General features: G+C 72.0%; 15 protein-coding genes. 2 read left to right on the top strand and 13 right to left on the bottom strand.

Features of this window, described 5'->3' with window-relative positions; genetic code table 11:
• Nucleotides 1–75: 75 nt before the first annotated feature.
• Both dxr and ACOWU6_RS10450 read right to left on the bottom strand, forming a co-directional pair.
• Nucleotides 76–1,161 carry a 1-deoxy-D-xylulose-5-phosphate reductoisomerase gene (gene dxr / locus ACOWU6_RS10455; protein ID WP_421075653.1) on the bottom strand — a complete coding sequence of 362 codons (1,086 nt, stop codon included), beginning with the start codon at nt 1,159–1,161 and terminating at the stop codon, nt 76–78.
• Nucleotides 1,162–1,166: 5 nt separating this feature from the next.
• Nucleotides 1,167–2,123, bottom strand: coding sequence for an FKBP-type peptidyl-prolyl cis-trans isomerase (locus tag ACOWU6_RS10450; RefSeq protein WP_271172217.1), 957 nt, complete (start codon nt 2,121–2,123; stop codon nt 1,167–1,169).
• A gap of 153 nt (nt 2,124–2,276) precedes the next feature.
• Between ACOWU6_RS10450 and ACOWU6_RS10445 the strand changes: the two genes are divergently transcribed.
• Nucleotides 2,277–3,047 (top strand): lysophospholipid acyltransferase family protein, encoded by a 771-nt coding sequence (locus tag ACOWU6_RS10445; protein ID WP_282978104.1) that lies wholly within the window; start codon nt 2,277–2,279, stop codon nt 3,045–3,047.
• Between the two features lie 3 nt (nt 3,048–3,050).
• Here the strand turns inward: ACOWU6_RS10445 and ACOWU6_RS10440 are convergent, their stop codons facing one another.
• Entirely contained in the window at nt 3,051–3,518 is a 468-nt protein-coding gene (locus ACOWU6_RS10440) for an OsmC family protein (protein ID WP_421075635.1), read from the bottom strand.
• A 62-nt stretch (nt 3,519–3,580) separates the two neighbouring features.
• Between ACOWU6_RS10440 and ACOWU6_RS10435 the strand changes: the two genes are divergently transcribed.
• Nucleotides 3,581–4,576, top strand: coding sequence for an asparaginase (locus tag ACOWU6_RS10435; protein WP_421075634.1), 996 nt, complete (start codon nt 3,581–3,583; stop codon nt 4,574–4,576).
• A 27-nt stretch (nt 4,577–4,603) separates the two neighbouring features.
• Here ACOWU6_RS10435 and ACOWU6_RS10430 read toward each other — a convergent pair whose 3' ends face one another.
• The 10 genes from ACOWU6_RS10430 to ACOWU6_RS10385 form a co-directional block, all read right to left on the bottom strand.
• Nucleotides 4,604–7,366 carry an FtsK/SpoIIIE domain-containing protein gene (locus ACOWU6_RS10430; protein ID WP_421075633.1) on the bottom strand — a complete coding sequence of 921 codons (2,763 nt, stop codon included), beginning with the start codon at nt 7,364–7,366 and terminating at the stop codon, nt 4,604–4,606.
• 283 nt (nt 7,367–7,649) lie between these two features.
• Nucleotides 7,650–8,597, bottom strand: a complete 948-nt coding sequence (locus tag ACOWU6_RS10425; protein ID WP_421075632.1) for a PP2C family protein-serine/threonine phosphatase — start codon at nt 8,595–8,597, stop codon at nt 7,650–7,652.
• A 148-nt stretch (nt 8,598–8,745) separates the two neighbouring features.
• Nucleotides 8,746–9,501, bottom strand: a complete 756-nt coding sequence (locus tag ACOWU6_RS10420) for a large exoprotein (RefSeq protein WP_421075631.1) — start codon at nt 9,499–9,501, stop codon at nt 8,746–8,748.
• Between the two features lie 70 nt (nt 9,502–9,571).
• Entirely contained in the window at nt 9,572–10,330 is a 759-nt protein-coding gene (locus ACOWU6_RS10415; protein WP_421075630.1) for a YaaA family protein, read from the bottom strand.
• Between the two features lie 91 nt (nt 10,331–10,421).
• Nucleotides 10,422–10,682 carry a F0F1 ATP synthase subunit epsilon gene (locus ACOWU6_RS10410; protein ID WP_271172225.1) on the bottom strand — a complete coding sequence of 87 codons (261 nt, stop codon included), beginning with the start codon at nt 10,680–10,682 and terminating at the stop codon, nt 10,422–10,424.
• 2 nt (nt 10,683–10,684) lie between these two features.
• A complete protein-coding gene (gene atpD / locus ACOWU6_RS10405) occupies nt 10,685–12,133 on the bottom strand; it encodes a F0F1 ATP synthase subunit beta (RefSeq protein WP_421075629.1) in 1,449 nt (482 codons plus the stop codon).
• Between the two features lie 31 nt (nt 12,134–12,164).
• Nucleotides 12,165–13,055, bottom strand: coding sequence for a F0F1 ATP synthase subunit gamma (locus ACOWU6_RS10400; RefSeq protein ID WP_271172227.1), 891 nt, complete (start codon nt 13,053–13,055; stop codon nt 12,165–12,167).
• Between the two features lie 22 nt (nt 13,056–13,077).
• The gene (atpA, locus tag ACOWU6_RS10395; protein WP_271172228.1) at nt 13,078–14,721 is read right to left on the bottom strand and encodes a F0F1 ATP synthase subunit alpha; all 1,644 of its coding nucleotides are present in this window, start codon (nt 14,719–14,721) and stop codon (nt 13,078–13,080) included.
• A 64-nt stretch (nt 14,722–14,785) separates the two neighbouring features.
• Nucleotides 14,786–15,568, bottom strand: coding sequence for a F0F1 ATP synthase subunit delta (locus ACOWU6_RS10390; RefSeq protein ID WP_324012035.1), 783 nt, complete (start codon nt 15,566–15,568; stop codon nt 14,786–14,788).
• Nucleotides 15,568–16,119, bottom strand: a complete 552-nt coding sequence (locus ACOWU6_RS10385; protein ID WP_271172230.1) for a F0F1 ATP synthase subunit B — start codon at nt 16,117–16,119, stop codon at nt 15,568–15,570. The genes ACOWU6_RS10390 and ACOWU6_RS10385 overlap by 1 nt, the downstream gene beginning before the upstream one ends.
• Between the last annotated feature and the right edge of the window lie 19 nt (nt 16,120–16,138).

Raw genomic sequence — 16,138 nt, 5'->3', positions numbered from 1 at the left:
GCTTGCCCCGTGCGGCCGGTCAGATCCGCGGATGGCGGCCGCACGCGGCAAGCACGCCCGCGGGCGGGCGCGCCGTCAGCCGCGTGCGGCGATGAGCTCGTCAGCGCTGCGGCGCGCCCAGGCCTCCGCGTCGGCGAGGGTCTCGAGCGTGAGCTCGGCCGGAGCCTCGTGTCGGTCGAGCACGGCGGCGATCGTGTCGACGATGCCGGGGAACGACAGCCGCCCGTCGTGGAACGCCTCGACCGCCTGCTCGTTGGCGGCGTTGTAGACGGCGGGATGCGTGCCACCGGCCTCACCCGCACGTCGCGCGAGCCGCACCGACGGGAATGCGTCGTCGTCGAGCGGCGAGAACTCCCACGTCTGCGCCGCGGTCCAGTCGATCGGCACGTCGACGTCGACGAGACGCTCGGGCCAGGAGAGGCCGAGCGCGATCGGGACGAGCATGCGCGGCGGTCCGGCCTGCGCGATCGTCGAGCCGTCGTGGAACTCCACCATCGAGTGGATGAGCTGCTGCGGGTGCACGACCACCTCGATCCGGTCGTACGGCACGTCGAACAGCAGGTGCGCCTCGATCACCTCGAGGCCCTTGTTCACGAGCGTCGCCGAGTTCGTCGTGATGACGCGCCCCATCGAGAAGTTCGGGTGCTTGAGCGCCTGGGCGGGCGTGACGTCCTCGAGCGCGGAGCGCGACCATCCGCGGAACGGCCCGCCCGACGCGGTCACGACGAGGCGGCGCACCTCCCCGCGCTCCCCCGCCCGCAGCGCCTGGGCGATCGCGGAGTGCTCCGAGTCGACCGGGACGATCTGCCCCGGGCGGGCGAGCCGCTTGACGAGCTCGCCGCCGACGATGAGCGACTCCTTGTTCGCGAGGGCGAGCGTGCGCCCGGCCTCGAGCGCCGCGAGCGTGGGGCCGAGGCCGACGGAGCCCGTGATGCCGTTGAGCACGATGTCGGCGTCCACGTCTCGCACAAGCTGGGCCGAGCCCTCCGCGCCGAGAGCCGTGTGCCCGACGCCGAACTCGGCCGCCTGCGCGCGGAGCAGGTCCGCGTTGGATCCCGTCGAGAGGCCGACCAGCTCGAACCGGTCGCGGTGCGCGCGGATGACCTCGAGCGCCTGCGTGCCGATGGACCCGCTCGACCCGAGGACGATGACGCGGCGCACGCGGGTCACTCCGCCGGAGCCTCTTCTGCGGCGGGCGCCGGGTGCTGGGTCGCGAGGATGTCGACGACGAAGACGAGCGTCTCCTCCTGGAGCTCGTTGCCCTCGCTCGCGCCGTAGCCCTCGGCGGGCGGGATGACCGCGAGCACCTGCGAGCCGACCTTCTGGCCTTCGAGTGCCTTCTTGAAGCCCGTCACCACGCCCGTGGTCTCGAACTGCGCGGGCGTGCCGCGGTCCCAGCTCGAGTCGAACACGGAGCCGTCGGAGAGCTTCACGCCCGTGTACTGGACGAGGACCATGTCGCCCGCCTCGACCGTGGCGCCGTCGCCGGCCTTGAGGGTCGACAGCTCGGTCGTCTCCGGCGCCTCGGCGCCCTCCGGGATCGTGACGGTCGGAGCGCCGTCCTCGGCGAGCTCGACCGTGGGCATGCCCTCGGTCGGCTCCTGCTCCTCGCCCCACGCCGCCGTCGGCGTCACACTGAGGAGGTCGAAGACGTAGATCTGCGCGTTCGTCGCGGTGCCGGCCTGGTCGGTGCCCGACGGAAGCGCGAGCACGAGACGCGAGCCGACGTTCTCGCACCCCGTGAACTGACCGAGCGACTCGGGCGACACGAGCGCGGGGAGCAGCTCGCCCTCGTTGTAGCCGAGCTCCCCGACCTTCTCGCCGCTCACGGCGTCGTAGGCGGTGAGCGCGTAGTTGAGGTAGTCGCCGCTCTGGACCGGCTCGCCGTCGCCCTCCTCGAGGACGAGGCGCTGGGCCTCGGGGACCTCGATCGGCTTCTCGAAGGTGGCCGTCGACGGCTCGCCGAGCTCGCCGTCCACTGTCACCGACTCCACGGCCTCGCCCGTGGGGGCGGCGGCCGCGCAGAGGTCGGCGGGCGTGCCCGTGGGCGACGCCTCCGGCTCCGCCTCTCCCGAGGGCGCGCAGCCCGCGAGGGCGAGAGCCGCGACGACGGCGGTGGACATCAGGCCAAGGGAGCGAGCACGCACGGAAACCTCATTCATCGGGGGATCGCGTCCATCCTCCCCGATTTCCGCTCCGCATGCGCTGAACGCCGCGGTCGCACCGGCGATCCGCAGGATTCCGGCGGCGGCATACGTCGGCAGTACCCTGGAGGGATGACCGACGACGTGCAGAACCCGGCCGAGTCCGACGGCTCACCCGTCCGCCCCAGCTGGGTCTACACGCTGGGGCGCGTCGTCCTCGCTCCTCTCGCGCGCGCCGTCTACCGCCCTCGTGTCGAGGGCAGGGAGAACATCCCCGCCGAGGGGGCGGTCATCCTCGCGAGCAATCACCTGTCGTTCATCGACTCGATCGTCATCCCGATCGCGGCGGCACCGCGCCCTGTCCACTTCCTCGCGAAGTCGGACTACTTCACCGGCACCGGCTTCAAGGGCTGGTTCTCGCGGACGTTCTTCACGGCCGTCGGCGCGATCCCGGTCGACCGCGCCGCCGGGCAGGCCGCGCTCGACGCGCTCGACCGGCAGAAGGACATCCTCGCGACGGGCGCGGCCGTGGCGCTTCACCCGGAGGGCACGCGCTCGCGCGACGGGCGCCTGTACAAGGGCCGGACGGGCGTCGCGTACCTCGCGCTCGAGAGCGGCGCCCCGGTCGTGCCGATCGGGCTCATCGGCACGGACAAGGTGATGCCGGTGGGCGCTCGCATGCCGTCGCTCCGCGACCGGGTGACGGTGCGCTTCGGCGCGCCGATCGATGTGTCCGTGCACGGACCGGCGTCCTCGGGCAAGGCTCGCCGCGCGGCCACGGATCAGATCATGGCGGCCATCCACGAGCTGTCCGGCCAGGAGCTCGCCGGGGTCTACAACGAGCTTCCGGCGAGCAGCACGCTCGAGAAGATCAAGCGCGCCCTGCCCCACGAGCGCCTGTAGCCGTCAGCCGACGGAGACCTCCGCCTCGTGGTGCACGGGGAAGTTCACCGAGTTGGCGATGAAGCACCACTCGTGGGCGTCATCGTGCGCCGCGCGCGCGTCCTCGACCATCGACGCGTCGGCGACCGTGACCCGCGGGCGCAGCGTCACGCTCTCATACCGCCCGCCGTTGCCCTGCTGGCGCATGGTTCCGACTGCCTCGTCGACGTACGACGTGACGACGACCCCGCGGACCACGCACGCGTGCAGGTAGGAGAGCAGATGACACTCCGACAGCGCCGCGAGGAGCAGGTCCTCGGGGTTCCAGCGCGCACCGTCTCCGCGGAACGGCACGTCGGCGGATGCGAGCACCTCGGGCTTGCCCTCGATCCTCAAGGACACGGACCTGTCGTAGTCGCGGTATCCGGATGTCCCGGTGCCCCGGTTGCCGGTCCAGGTGGCGGTGAGCGCGTAGTGGTGTTCGCCGAGCATGCCCCCAGTGTCGCACCGCGGACGCCGGCGGAGGGCCCGCGGCGCTTCGTTAGGGTTGTGAGGTGACCCCAGAGACCTTCACCGCCCCGGATGCCGTCGAGCTCGCCGTCGTCGATCGAGGAGGGTTCGTGGAGTCCCGCCACGTCGGCGCCGCGCTCGTGCTGTCGCCCGACGGCGAGGTGGTCACGGCGCTCGGCCGCACCGACGCGCTCGTGCTCCCCCGCTCGGCGCTCAAGCCGCTGCAGGCCATCGGATCGGTCACCGCGGGCGCGCCCCTCGAGGGCGAGCGACTCGCGCTCGCCACCGCGAGCCATGCGGGCACCGACCGTCACGCCTCGGTGGTGCGGGACATGCTCGGATCGGTCGGCCTCAGCGAAGACGCCCTCGGATGCCCCGCGCAGTGGCCGAGCGACTCGACGACCCGCGACGCGATGGTGCGCGACCACTTCGAGCCGTCCCGCCTCCGGATGAACTGCTCGGGCAAGCACGCCGCGATGCTCATGGCGTGCGTCGCGAGCGGCTGGGACACCGCGACGTATCTCGACCCCGCGCACCCGCTGCAGCTGCACATCCGCGAGGTCGTCGAGCGACTGTCGGGCGAGCGCGTCGGCGCCACGGTCGTGGACGGCTGCGGCGCGCCCGTGCACGCGATCACGCTCGCGGGGCTTGCCCGCGCCGTGCACCGCGCGGGCAACTCGTCGGAGCGGTCGCCGTTCGCGATGCACCGCGTCGCAGGCGCGCTCGTGCGGGCGGTGCGCGAGCACCCCTGGACGGTCGACGGTCCGGGCCGCCCGGACACGGTCGCGATCGAGACGTTCGGGGTCTACTCGAAGTTCGGCGCGGAGGGCGTGCAGACGATGATCGCTCCTGACGGGACGACCGTGGCACTCAAGATGCTCGACGGCTCGACGCGCGCGGGGCTCGTCGTCGCGCTCACCCTGCTCGCACGGGCGGGCGCTCTCTCGGCGGAGGCGGTCGACTCCTTCGCCCGCAGCCACCCGCTGCTGTCGATCCGGGGCGGCGGCGTCGAGGTGGGTCGCATCCGCGCGACCGTGTGACGCCGAGCCCGGCCGAGCCGCGTCGGATCATGGCAGGACGATCCGTCGCGGCGCGAGCCCGTCGGCGCACAGCCACGCCCGCGAGGCGCGCGTGCGTGCGAACGGCGGCAGCTCCCGCTCCCCGGTGAGCGCGCGCAGCTCGGTCGCGCACTCGGCGCCCACGACCAGCGGATGGCCGCCGCGCGCCTCCTGAAGGAGCGCCCACTGGCGCTGCCACGACTCCGGCTCCCCCGCGACGACGACCGGCGCGTCCGCGAGAGCGAGGCTCTCGAGAGAGGATCCCGGCGGGAGCTCGTCCAGGGCGAGGATCCGCACGCCGTCGCCCCATCCGTCGGCGAGCGCGGCGCAGCGTCGACGTGCCGCTTTCACGACCAGCGCGGTGACGGGAGCGCCCGGGCGCCAGGCGACGGGCGTGGCCGGCTCAGCGTCGTCGCGAGCTGCGCCGGGAGCGAGAGCGAACTGCACCTCCTGCCCGTCGAGGACCCCGCGCCCGGGCGGCCGCCGCGGGTCGAACGTCGTCGCGTCGCCGCCCGCCGCGGCGTGGTCGGCGCGCGACGCGAGCGCCAGGAGCGCCCGCCGCGGAAGGAGATCGATGATCCGCGCGACCGCGCCGGTGACGCGCGCGGTCGTCGCGACGACGGTCATCCGTCTCTCCCCCGCATCGCGCACGACGTTCTCGATGCGCTCGGCGATGGCGTGCGCGTAGTCGTGGGGGAATCGCGCGAGCAGAGCGTCGAGATCGTCGATGAGGAGCAGCCCGTCGACGGCGTGCTCGGCGCGCTCGACGGCATCCCAGGCTCCCTCCGCGTCGCGGGGGACGACGATGGCATCGGGGCGCTGCGCACGGACGAGACGCACGACGTTCGAGGTGCCGCTCCCCGATCCGCCGACGACGACGAGGCCGCGCTCGACACGAGGGCGGAGGGTCACCACCGGCTGGCGCTGCCGCTCCGGATCGTCGGCGATGCCGAGCACGACGGCGGAGGCATCCGGCTCGCGGCCGCGCACCGCGGCGAGGGGCAGCTCGGACGGCAGCGGCGGAAGCCACGGGCCCGGTGCGCGCGGCGCCCCCTCGGCGCCGATCGGCGCGAGCTCGCGCGGGGTGGTGAGCGCGATGCGCGTGAGCCGTGGCGCCGCGTCGGCCGCGCGGCGGATGTACGCGAGGCCGCGCCCGTCGGCGCCGCCCGGCAGCATCGCGGCGAGATCGGCGCCGATCACGCCGCGGCTCTCGGACGGCTCGGCGACACGCAGGGCGATGCGCAGGGGGCAGTTGGCGACCAGGGCATCGCGGAGCACACCCGTCGAGCGCTGCGTGCCCAGGATGAGATGCATGCCGAGCGCCCGGCCGCGTGCGGCGACGTCGGCGAAGACGGAGTGGAGGTCCGGGTGCTCCTGCAGCATGGCCGCGAACTCGTCGACGACGATCACGAGGCGGGGCAGCCCGACGCCGGGCGCGCCGACATCGCGCGCCCCGCACGCAGCGAGCCGGGACTCGCGCCGGCGCACCTCGGCGCGCAGGCTCTCGACCGCTCGCCGCGATGCCGCCCCATCGAGATCGGTGATGACCCCGGTCACGTGCGGCAGCTCGGAGAGCGCATCGAACGCGGTTCCGCCCTTGAAGTCCGCGAGGAGGAACACCACGCGGTCGGCGGTGTAGGTCCTCGCGAGCGAGGCGACCCACGTGACGAGCAGCTCGCTCTTGCCCGCTCCCGTCGTCCCCACGACGACCGCGTGCGGGCCGTCGGCGACGATGTCGATCACGGCCGGCTCGCCGTCCGCCCGCCCCACGACCGCCGGCAGACCCGCGCGATCCCCGGACGCGACGGGCTCGAGCTCGCCGAGGGTCAGCGCGGCATCGGGCCCGCCGCGGCCGCCGCGCTCGGCTCCGCGGCCCGCGAGCCCCTCGGCCACGGCCTGCGCCTGCGCGCGGGAGACGGCCTCGAGGGCGACGTCCTCCTCGTGCGTGCCGCGGATGAGCCGCCCCTGCAGGCCCTCGCCGACGTCGAGGACCGCCCCGCAGGCCTCGGGCGGAGCGGCATCCGGCGCGCGGACCGCGATCACGATGTCCGCGTCCGGTGGCGGTCCCTCGCCGGAGAGCGCCAGACGCCGCGGCGCTGAGGTCTGCCGATGCGGCAGCGCGTCCATCCACTCCTCCCCGGGAGGAGCCGCCGCGACGCCGAGAGCCTCGGGAGCCACCCGCAGGCAGACCTGGAGCGCGAGGGCGCGCGCCACCGCCTGGGCCACGACCGGCGCTCCCCGCACGCACACGCCTTCGCCCGGTGCGATGGAGATCGGGGCATCGGGAAGGACCCCCGCCCGCCGGCGCAGGGCGTCTGCGCGCTCGCCCTCGCCGCCCGACACCCGGACGCGACTCGATGCTTCCCCGCGGCCGACCACGAGTTCGTCGGATGAGGCGCGCCACACCGCGCGCTCGTCGGCGAGCAGCGCGCCGAGATCGACGAGCCGGCGGTTCAGCTCGACCCGCTCGCGATCGTGGCGCTGCTCGATCTCGCGCTCGATGCGCGCACACGCCTCGGCGTAGGCGGCGTCGGCGCGCCGACGCTCCCGTCGGGAGCTGCGTCGCGCGTCGACCGCGGCGGCGACGGCCATGAGCGGGCCGAGGGCGGCGAAGCAGAGAGACAGCAGCGACCCCGTGACGAACCACATGGCGACGCCGCCGACGACGGGCACGAGCGCCGCGAACAGCGGCCAGCGTGCGGGCCGCGGCGGCGGGGCGGGCGACGGCAGAGAGAGCGGCTCGTCGATGCGCGCCGCGAGGGGACTCGTCATGCTCCCATGTCACCGCGGATGACGAGTCGGATGGCCGGCGACTGCTCCCCTGTGGACAGGCGCGCCGGGCGCGCTGGCCTGTGCACGCGGCGCGGGCCGCGCTGTGGTGCCCGGAATCGGATGGCCGGGGCTCCTGTGCGCGTGTCTGTCCCAGGAGTGCTCACCCGCCCCGCCGATCCGAATCCGGTGACGCTCGCGCGCGAGGGCCGATCCGGCGTGGGCTGATCCGGCGCGAGGGCCTGTGCCCGCGGCGCGGACCGGCCCGCGCCGGCGTCAGGACGCGCTACGCGGCCGGGCCCGCCGTCTCGGACGAGTCCGGGCCCGCCGTCTCGGACGAGTCCGGGTCCGCGTCCGGTCCCGGGGCTTCATCCGCCCGCGAGGCCGCTGCCGTCCCGGCGGCGTCGACGGTCGGCAGCTGCGCGGTCGCGGCGTCATCGGCGGACGCCGGGGCCAGAGCGCCGGGCTCGGTGACGTCGACGACGATGATCGAGATGTTGTCGCGCCCGCCGTTCTCGAGCGCCGCGGCGAGCATGGCCTCGATCGCGGCGGCGGGGTCGGGGTTCTGCCGGAGGAAATGGAGGATGCCGTAGTCGGTGAGCTCCTTGGTGAGCCCGTCCGAGCAGATCACGAAGCGGTCGCCCGCGCGCACGTCGAGCCGCACGTAGTCGGGGATCACGCTCTCGCTCGGCCCCACGGCGCGCGTGATGACGTTGCCGTACGGGTGGTTCTCGGCCTCCTCGGGGCTGAGCCGACCCGAGGCGACGAGCTCCTGCACGAGCGAGTGGTCGACCGTGATCTGGGCGATCGCGTCATCGCGGTCGAGGTAGACGCGCGAGTCGCCGATGTTCAGGACGATCCAGGCGTCCTCCTCGCCGTCCGCGTGGAGGTAGATGCCGGTGACCGTCGTGCCGGTGCCCTCGTCGGTCGTCTCGGGGTGATCGCCGATGTCGCCGACGGCGCGCTGGAGAGCCTCCTCGATCGCCTCGGGAGTGATGTCGCCGTGCTCGACCACGCGCTGCAGCTGCGCGATCGTGCTGGCGCTCGCGATCTCGCCGCCGATGTGGCCGCCCATGCCGTCGGCCACGACGAAGAGCGGGAACTGCGCGAGCACCGCGTCCTGGTTGATCTCGCGCTTGCGACCGCGGTCCGTCACGGCCGCCCACGAGACGGTGACGTCGCCTCCGGATCGTCGCACGATCGTCGACTGCGTCGTCACGGGTGCGTCTGGCACGGATCGGCCTCCGGGTGTCGTGGAGCGCTCGTGCGAGCGAGCGCGGGTCATCACATCTTAGTCGAGCCGTGCGACCCGGCTGCGTCGGCCGCACGGCGGAGGGCCCGCACCGGTGCCGGTGCGGGCCCTCCGCGGCGTCGTCAGCGCGTCACGGCTGCGCGGGAGGCGCGGGCGGGGCCGGCGGACGGTCGTCTCCCGCCGGCGGGGAAGGCGGCGTGGTACCGCCGGGAGGCGGCGGGTACGCTCCGGGCGCGTCGCCCGCGGGCGGGAACGCGCCGGTCGCGTCGGCCGGCGGCGGGTAGGCACCCGGAGCGGGCGGCGGCGGGTACGCGCCGGGCTGACCGGCCGCGGGCTGGCCGTAGGCCGGGGCGGCCTGGCCATAGCCGGGCGCGGCAGCCGGCTGGGTCGGCACGCCGTCCCACACGGTGCGGTCGCCGAGGAATCCGTTGCCGGCCCACGAGGCGGGCGCGACGTTGGGGTTCCAGCGCGACTTGTCGAAGGCGTTGATGCCGAGCCACACGAGCGACAGGAACACGTAGAGGACGACCCACGCGCCCTCCTTCTGGAGCTTGAGCCCGACGCGGTAGGCCGCCATCGCGGACAGGACCGCGATAGCGAGGCTGAAGACATACCCGATACCGATCCAGCTCAGCAGCAGCGCGCCGCCGAGGCCGTACAGGACGAGCCAGGGGCTGAGGTCGCCGAGCTTGAAGAACACCATCATGTTGTAGACCGGCACCCAGGCGCGCCAGCGCCCCTGCACGCCCGCCTTGTCGAAGATCTTCATCAGGAACCACGAGCCCAGGACGTAGAAGACAACGCCGATCAGGAGTCCGAAGAAGGCGAAGAGTCCCGCGAGCGCGAGAATCGCGCTGCTGTCGGGACCGTACACGTCGTCATACATGGAAGTTCCCCTCTATCTGCAGCTGCCGTCAGCCGCAGCTCACACGATGCCAGAAGCGCGGTATCCCCCGCTACTCCCGCGCGAAGAGCAGCACCTCGCGCGAGCTCTCCCCCGGCCGCAGGTCCAGACCGGCATCCGCCGCCCACGCGAGGAGCCCATCCGCCGTCCGCCACGTCGGACGCGACTCCGCGAGGGCGCGCACGAACAGGCCCTTCGCCTTCTTGTTGAAGTGGTTGAGGGCGCGCACCGCTCCGTCCGCGCCCTCGGCGACGACGGACACGTAGACCGACGCGACGTCGTCGGGCACCGGGCCGAGGTCGACATACGCCTTCGAGCGCAGGTCGACGACGAGTCCGTCGGCCGCCTCCCGCAGCGCCTCCCCCGTCGGACCCGCCCAGTGGCGGCGGAGCGCGGGAACGCCCGGCAGCGAGGTGCCCGCGGCCAGCCGATACGCGGGCACGAGGTCGCCCGCGCCGACCGGGCCGAACGGCGCCGTCTGGATGAGCGCGTGCCGTGCGAGCCAGCCGCGCGCGGCAGCCGACAGCGACGCCGCGTCGAGCGCGTCGAACAGCACGCCCGTGTAGCGGTCCATGGCGGGCATCGTCGGCGCCGTCAGCAGCGCGGCGTTGTGCGCGATCTCGCCGCGCTGGCGCTCGCTGAGCTTCAGCACGCGCGCCGCGCGGTCGGCGTCGGCCGAGAGCGCGACGAGGGCCTCGGCGACGTCCTCGCGGTGGCGCCGCAGCGAGGGCAGACGCAGGCCGCCGAGGTCGATCGGGGGCCGGTCGCCGCCGGGCCGCTTGGTCTCGGACGGGGGAAGGAGGAGGAGCACGGATGGTCCCTTCCGCACGGATGGTGCGCAGACGAAAGCGCCAGGGCGGAGGATCCGAGGATCCTCCGCCCTGGCGGGAAGGTGAGCTGCGTCAGTCGACGAGCTGGGCGTGGCCGGCGACGATGGTGAGCACGTCGCCCTCCATCGACACGAACCCGTCGCGGGCGTCCGCGACGATCTTCGTGCCATCCGCCTGCGTGATGCGGACCTGCCCCTGAGAGAGGATCGACAGCACGGGCTCGTGCCCCTGCATGAAGCCGATCTCACCCTCGGTGGTCTTGGCGACCACGAGGCTCGCCTCGCCCGTCCAGACCTCCGCCTCAGCGGAGACGAGGGTGACGTTGAGCGCCATGATCAGGCGTTCTCCTTCTGGATCTTCGCCCACTGCGCCTCGACGTCGCTGATGCCGCCGACGTTGAAGAACGCCTGCTCCGCGACGTGGTCGAACTCGCCCTTGACGATCGCGTCGAACGACTCGATCGTCTCCTTGAGCGGAACGGTCGAGCCCTCGACACCCGTGAACTTCTTCGCCATGTAGGTGTTCTGCGAGAGGAACTGCTGGATGCGGCGTGCGCGCGACACGACGATCTTGTCCTCTTCCGAGAGCTCGTCGACACCGAGGATCGCGATGATCTCCTGCAGCTCCTTGTTCTTCTGGAGGATCTGCTTGACCGACGTCGCGACGCGGTAGTGGTCCGCGCCGAGGTAGCGCGGGTCCATGATGCGGCTCGTCGAGGTCAGCGGGTCGATCGCGGGGTACAGACCCTTCGACGCGATCTCACGCGAGAGCTCGGTCGTCGCGTCGAGGTGCGCGAACGTCGTGGCGGGAGCCGGGTCGGTGTAGTCGTCGGCTGGCACGTAGATCGCCTGCATCGAGGTGATCGAGTGACCGCGCGTCGAGGTGATGCGCTCCTGGAGCACACCCATCTCGTCGGCGAGGTTGGGCTGGTAGCCCACGGCCGAGGGCATGCGGCCCAGAAGGGTCGACACCTCGGAGCCCGCCTGCGTGAAGCGGAAGATGTTGTCGATGAAGAGGAGCACGTCCTGCTTCTGCACGTCGCGGAAGTACTCCGCCATCGTCAGAGCCGACAGGGCGACGCGCAGACGCGTCCCCGGCGGCTCGTCCATCTGGCCGAAGACGAGCGCGGTCTTGTCGAAGACGCCCGCGTCCTCCATCTCGTGGATGAGGTCGTTGCCCTCACGCGTGCGCTCGCCGACGCCCGCGAACACCGACACACCGCCGTGGTCCTGCGCGACGCGCTGGATCATCTCCTGGATGAGGACGGTCTTGCCGACGCCCGCACCGCCGAAGAGGCCGATCTTCCCACCCTGCACGTAGGGGGTGAGGAGGTCGATCGACTTGATGCCGGTCTCGAACATCTGCGTCTTCGACTCGAGCTGGTCGAAGTTCGGCGCCTTGCGGTGGATCGGCCAGCGCTCCGCGACCTCGAACGTCTCGCCCTCGCCGAGGTTGAGGACGTCGCCGGTCACGTTGAAGACCTTGCCCTTGGTGATGTCGCCGACGGGCACCGAGATGGCCTCGCCGGTGTCGCGCACCTCCTGGCCGCGGACCATGCCGTCCGTCGGCTTCAGCGAGATGGCGCGGATCATGTCGTCGCCGAGGTGCTGCGCGACCTCGAGCGTGATCTCGGTCGACTCCTCGCCGATCGTGATCGTCGTCTTCAGCGCGTTGTAGACGTCGGGGATGGCGTCGTGCGGGAACTCGATGTCGACGACGGGGCCCGTGACGCGTGCGACGCGCCCGACCACCGCAGTGGTCTCAGCCGTGGCGTTGGCAGTCATACTTTCGTCTCTTTCCTGGTGGGTCTGCAGCTCAGGACGCCAGCGCGTCGGCGCCGCCGACGATCTCGGCGATCTGCTGAGTGATCTCTGCCTGTCGCGCGTTGTTGCGCAGGCGCGTGTAGTCGGTGATCAGCTTGTCGGCGTTGTCGCTCGCCGACTTCATCGCCTTCTGCGTCGCGGCCTGCTTGGCGGCCGCCGACTGCAGGAGCGCGTTGAAGATGCGGCTCTGGATGTACACCGGCAGCAGGCGGTCGAGCACCTGCGTGGGCTCCGGCTCGAACTCGTAGAGCGGGTAGACGTCGGCCGGGGCCGTGTCATCCGCGTCGACGACCTCGAGCGGGAGCAGGCGCACCGACTCCGGCGTCTGCGTCATCATGCTGACGAAGCGGTTGTACACGACGTGGATCTCGTCCACGCCGCCCTCGCTCGCGTCGAGCTCGTACGCCTCGATGAGTGCCTGGGCGATCTCCTCGGCCGTGTCGAAGTGGGGCGTGTCGGCGTCGCCGACCCACTCCGCCTTCGCCGCGACACGACGGAACTGGAAGTAGCCCACCGCCTTGCGTCCGAAGAGGTAGAAGTCGATCTCCTTGCCCTCGGACTTCAGCAGCTCCGCCAGCTCCAGGCCCTCGCGGATCACCTGCGAGTTGAACGCGCCCGCGAGGCCGCGGTCCGCGCTGATGATGACGACCGCCGAACGCCGCACCGTCTCCGGCTCGCGCGTGAGCGGGTGGTCGATCGACGTGTGCGTGGCCACTGCCGAGACCGCTCGCGTCACCGCGCGGGCGAAGGGCGATGACGCGCGCACGCGCGCCATCGCCTTCTGGATGCGCGAAGCCGCGATGAGCTCCATCGCCTTCGTGATCTTCTTGGTCGTCTGAGCAGAAGAGATCTTCTGCTTGTACTCCCTGAGTTGTGCGCCCATGATGCGTCTTCTCCGGAAGGCGTTACGCCTTGCGGCCCTTGACGATCCGCTCCTGGTTCACGTCCTCGGCGGCGGCCGGCGCGAACTCCTCGCGTCCTGCGTCCGTGAGGTGCTTGCCGTCGCCCTGCTTGAACTCGAGCACGAACTTGTCGACCTGCTTCTCGAGCTCGGCCACCGTGTCGTCCTCGAGCTTGCCCGAGTCGCGCAGCGTGTCGAGGATCGACGTGTTGCGGCGGAGGTAGTCGAGCAGCTCGCGCTCGAAGCGGAGGACGTCCTCCACCTCGATCGTGTCGAGCTTGCCGTTCGTTCCGGCCCAGATCGAGACGACCTGCTCCTCGACGGGGTACGGGGTGTACTGCGGCTGCTTGAGCAGCTCGGTCAGACGCGCACCGCGCGCGAGCTGACGGCGCGACGCCGCGTCGAGGTCGCTCGCGAACATCGCGAAGGCCTCGAGCGAGCGGTACTGCGCGAGCTCGAGCTTGAGCGTGCCGGAGACCTTCTTGATGTGCTTCAGCTGCGCGTCGCCGCCGACTCGCGAGACCGAGATGCCCACGTCGACCGCAGGACGCTGGTTCGCGTTGAAGAGGTCGGACTGGAGGAAGATCTGGCCGTCGGTGATCGAGATCACGTTGGTCGGGATGTACGCCGAGACGTCGTTCGCCTTCGTCTCGATGATCGGCAGACCCGTCATCGAGCCGGCGCCGAGCTCGTCGGAGAGCTTCGCGCAGCGCTCGAGCAGACGCGAGTGCAGGTAGAAGACGTCACCGGGGTACGCCTCGCGCCCCGGCGGACGACGCAGCAGGAGCGACACGGCGCGGTAGGCCTCGGCCTGCTTCGACAGGTCGTCGAACACGATGAGGACGTGCTTGCCCTGGTACATCCAGTGCTGGCCGATGGCCGAGCCGGTGTAGGGGGCGAGGTACTTGAAGCCCGCCGGGTCCGAGGCGGGAGCCGCGACGATCGTCGTGTACTCCATGGCGCCGGCGTCCTCGAGGGCGCCCTTCACCGAGGCGATGGTCGAGCCCTTCTGGCCGATCGCGACGTAGATGCAGCGGACCTGCTTGGTCGGGTCGCCCGACTCCCAGTTCGCCTTCTGGTTGATGATCGTGTCGATCGCGATCGCGGTCTTGCCCGTCTGGCGGTCGCCGATGATGAGCTGACGCTGGCCGCGGCCGACCGGGATCATGGCGTCGATGGCCTTGATGCCCGTCTGCATCGGCTCGTGGACGCTCTTGCGCTGCATGACGCCGGCGGCCTGGAGCTCGAGCGCGCGGCGTCCCTCGACGCCGGTGATCTCGCCGAGGCCGTCGATCGGGTTGCCGAGCGGGTCGACGACGCGGCCGAGGTAGCCCTCGCCGACGGGGACCGAGAGGACCTCGCCCGTGCGGGTGACCGTCTGGCCCTCTTCGATGCCGGTGAACTCGCCGAGGACGACGACGCCGATCTCGTGCTCGTCGAGGTTCTGGGCCAGGCCCAGCGTGCCGTCCGCGAAGCGGACGAGCTCGTTCGCCATGACGCCCGGGAGGCCCTCGACGTGGGCGATGCCGTCTGCCGCGTCGGTGACCGTGCCGACCTCGTTCGCCGCGGAACCGGTGGGCTCGTAGGCGGCGACGAAGTCCTTCAGCGCGTCACGGATGACGTCGGGGCTGATGGTGATGTCTGCCATTGTCTTCCTTAGTGTTGTGGGGCCGATGGCGACCCCTGAGCCGTCCGCCGGGGCGGGAGAGCTTTCAGCCTGCGAGCCTCTGCCGGAGATCGGCGAGGCGGGACGAGATGCTGCCGTCGATGACGTCGTCGGCGACCTGGATGCGGATGCCGCCGACGACCGTCGGGTCGATCACCGGGTTCAGCGCGACCGCGCCTCCGTACTGCTTCGACAGCGCGGCGGCGAGACGCTCGCTCTGCGCGGCCGAGAGCGGCACGGCGGTGTAGACGGTCGCGACCGTGCGGCCGCGCTGGGCGGCGGCGATCTTCATGGCGCGCGAGAGGATCGCGCGCACGCGACGGTTCCGCGGCTGCTGCACGAGCGACGAGACGATGAGCGTCGTGCCCTCGCTGGCGCGTCCCTGGAGGAGGGAGGCGATGAGCTCCCCCTTCTTGGCGTCGTCGCCGAGCCGGCTGCCGAGCGCGAGCTCGAGCTCCGGGTTCGCCGAGACGATGCGGGCGACCTGGAAGAGCTCGGCCTCGACGTCGCTCTGCTCGGCCTTGGCGGCCGCGCGGATGGCGAGCTCCTCGAGACCGAGGACGAGGTCGTCGCCCGACGACCAGCGCTGCGCGACGGTCTGCTGGAGCAGACCCTGGGCGGCCGGCGACAGCGACCCGAAGGCCCTGGCGACGAGCGCGCCGCGCGCCTCGGGGGTCGCCGCGCGATCTGCGAGCGCGCCGCTCAGCGCGGACGAGCCGGCGACGGCACGCGACGCGGCGAACAGCTCGCGCGCCGTGTCGAGGTCGACCTGCGCCGCGTCGAGCGCTTCCGCGCCGACCGCGAGCGCCTGAGTGGTCGCGCTGCCCATTACTTCGCCGCCTTCTCGGATGCCTCGAGGTCGGCGAGGAAGCGGTCGACCACGGCCTGGGCCTTCTGGTCCTCCGTGAGGGTCTCGCCGATGACGCCCGAAGCGAGGTCGAGGGCGAGCGTGCCCACCTCGCCGCGGAGCGACACGAGCGCCGCCTGGCGCTCGGCTTCGATCTGCGCGTGCGCGGTTGCCTGGATGCGCTCGGCCTCGGCCACCGCGGTGTCCTTGGCCTCGGCGACGATCTTCTTGCCGTCCTCGCGGGCGGCCTCGCGGATGTCGCCGGCTTCCTTGCGGGCCTCGGCGAGCTGCTTGGTGTACTCCTCGAGGGCGGCCTCGGCCTGCTTCTGGGCCTCGTCCGCCTTCGCGATGTTGCCCTCGATGGCGGCAGAGCGCTCGTCGAGCATCTTCGTCAGGCGCGGGATGGCGACGAAGATCACCACCGCGAGGATGATGATGAAGCACACCGCGGACCAGACGATGTCGTACATCGCCGGGAGGAGCGGGTTGTGCTCGGCTTCCTCGGCGGCGACAGTGACAAGAGCGTTCAGCATCCTGCCTCCTTAAATGTCT

Source organism: Microbacterium sp. SA156 (assembly GCF_049065455.1).
Lineage (GTDB): Bacteria > Actinomycetota > Actinomycetes > Actinomycetales > Microbacteriaceae > Microbacterium > Microbacterium barkeri.
The sequence above is the reverse complement of the archived record's forward strand: the minus strand, read 5'-3'. Positions and strand labels throughout refer to the sequence as shown.

What these genes read in the sequence shown, in the direction of transcription:
- ACOWU6_RS10450 (WP_271172217.1), bottom strand. Translation starts at nt 2,123, where the DNA reads ATGTCCACCGCCGTCGTCGCGGCTCTCGCCCTCGCGGGCTGCGCGCCC.
- ACOWU6_RS10445 (WP_282978104.1), top strand. Translation starts at nt 2,277, where the DNA reads ATGACCGACGACGTGCAGAACCCGGCCGAGTCCGACGGCTCACCCGTC.
- ACOWU6_RS10440 (WP_421075635.1), bottom strand. Translation starts at nt 3,518, where the DNA reads ATGCTCGGCGAACACCACTACGCGCTCACCGCCACCTGGACCGGCAAC.
- ACOWU6_RS10430 (WP_421075633.1), bottom strand. Translation starts at nt 7,366, where the DNA reads ATGACGAGTCCCCTCGCGGCGCGCATCGACGAGCCGCTCTCTCTGCCG.
- ACOWU6_RS10420 (WP_421075631.1), bottom strand. Translation starts at nt 9,501, where the DNA reads ATGTATGACGACGTGTACGGTCCCGACAGCAGCGCGATTCTCGCGCTC.
- ACOWU6_RS10410 (WP_271172225.1), bottom strand. Translation starts at nt 10,682, where the DNA reads ATGGCGCTCAACGTCACCCTCGTCTCCGCTGAGGCGGAGGTCTGGACG.
- atpD (WP_421075629.1), bottom strand. Translation starts at nt 12,133, where the DNA reads ATGACTGCCAACGCCACGGCTGAGACCACTGCGGTGGTCGGGCGCGTC.
- ACOWU6_RS10400 (WP_271172227.1), bottom strand. Translation starts at nt 13,055, where the DNA reads ATGGGCGCACAACTCAGGGAGTACAAGCAGAAGATCTCTTCTGCTCAG.
- atpA (WP_271172228.1), bottom strand. Translation starts at nt 14,721, where the DNA reads ATGGCAGACATCACCATCAGCCCCGACGTCATCCGTGACGCGCTGAAG.
- ACOWU6_RS10390 (WP_324012035.1), bottom strand. Translation starts at nt 15,568, where the DNA reads ATGGGCAGCGCGACCACTCAGGCGCTCGCGGTCGGCGCGGAAGCGCTC.
- ACOWU6_RS10385 (WP_271172230.1), bottom strand. Translation starts at nt 16,119, where the DNA reads ATGCTGAACGCTCTTGTCACTGTCGCCGCCGAGGAAGCCGAGCACAAC.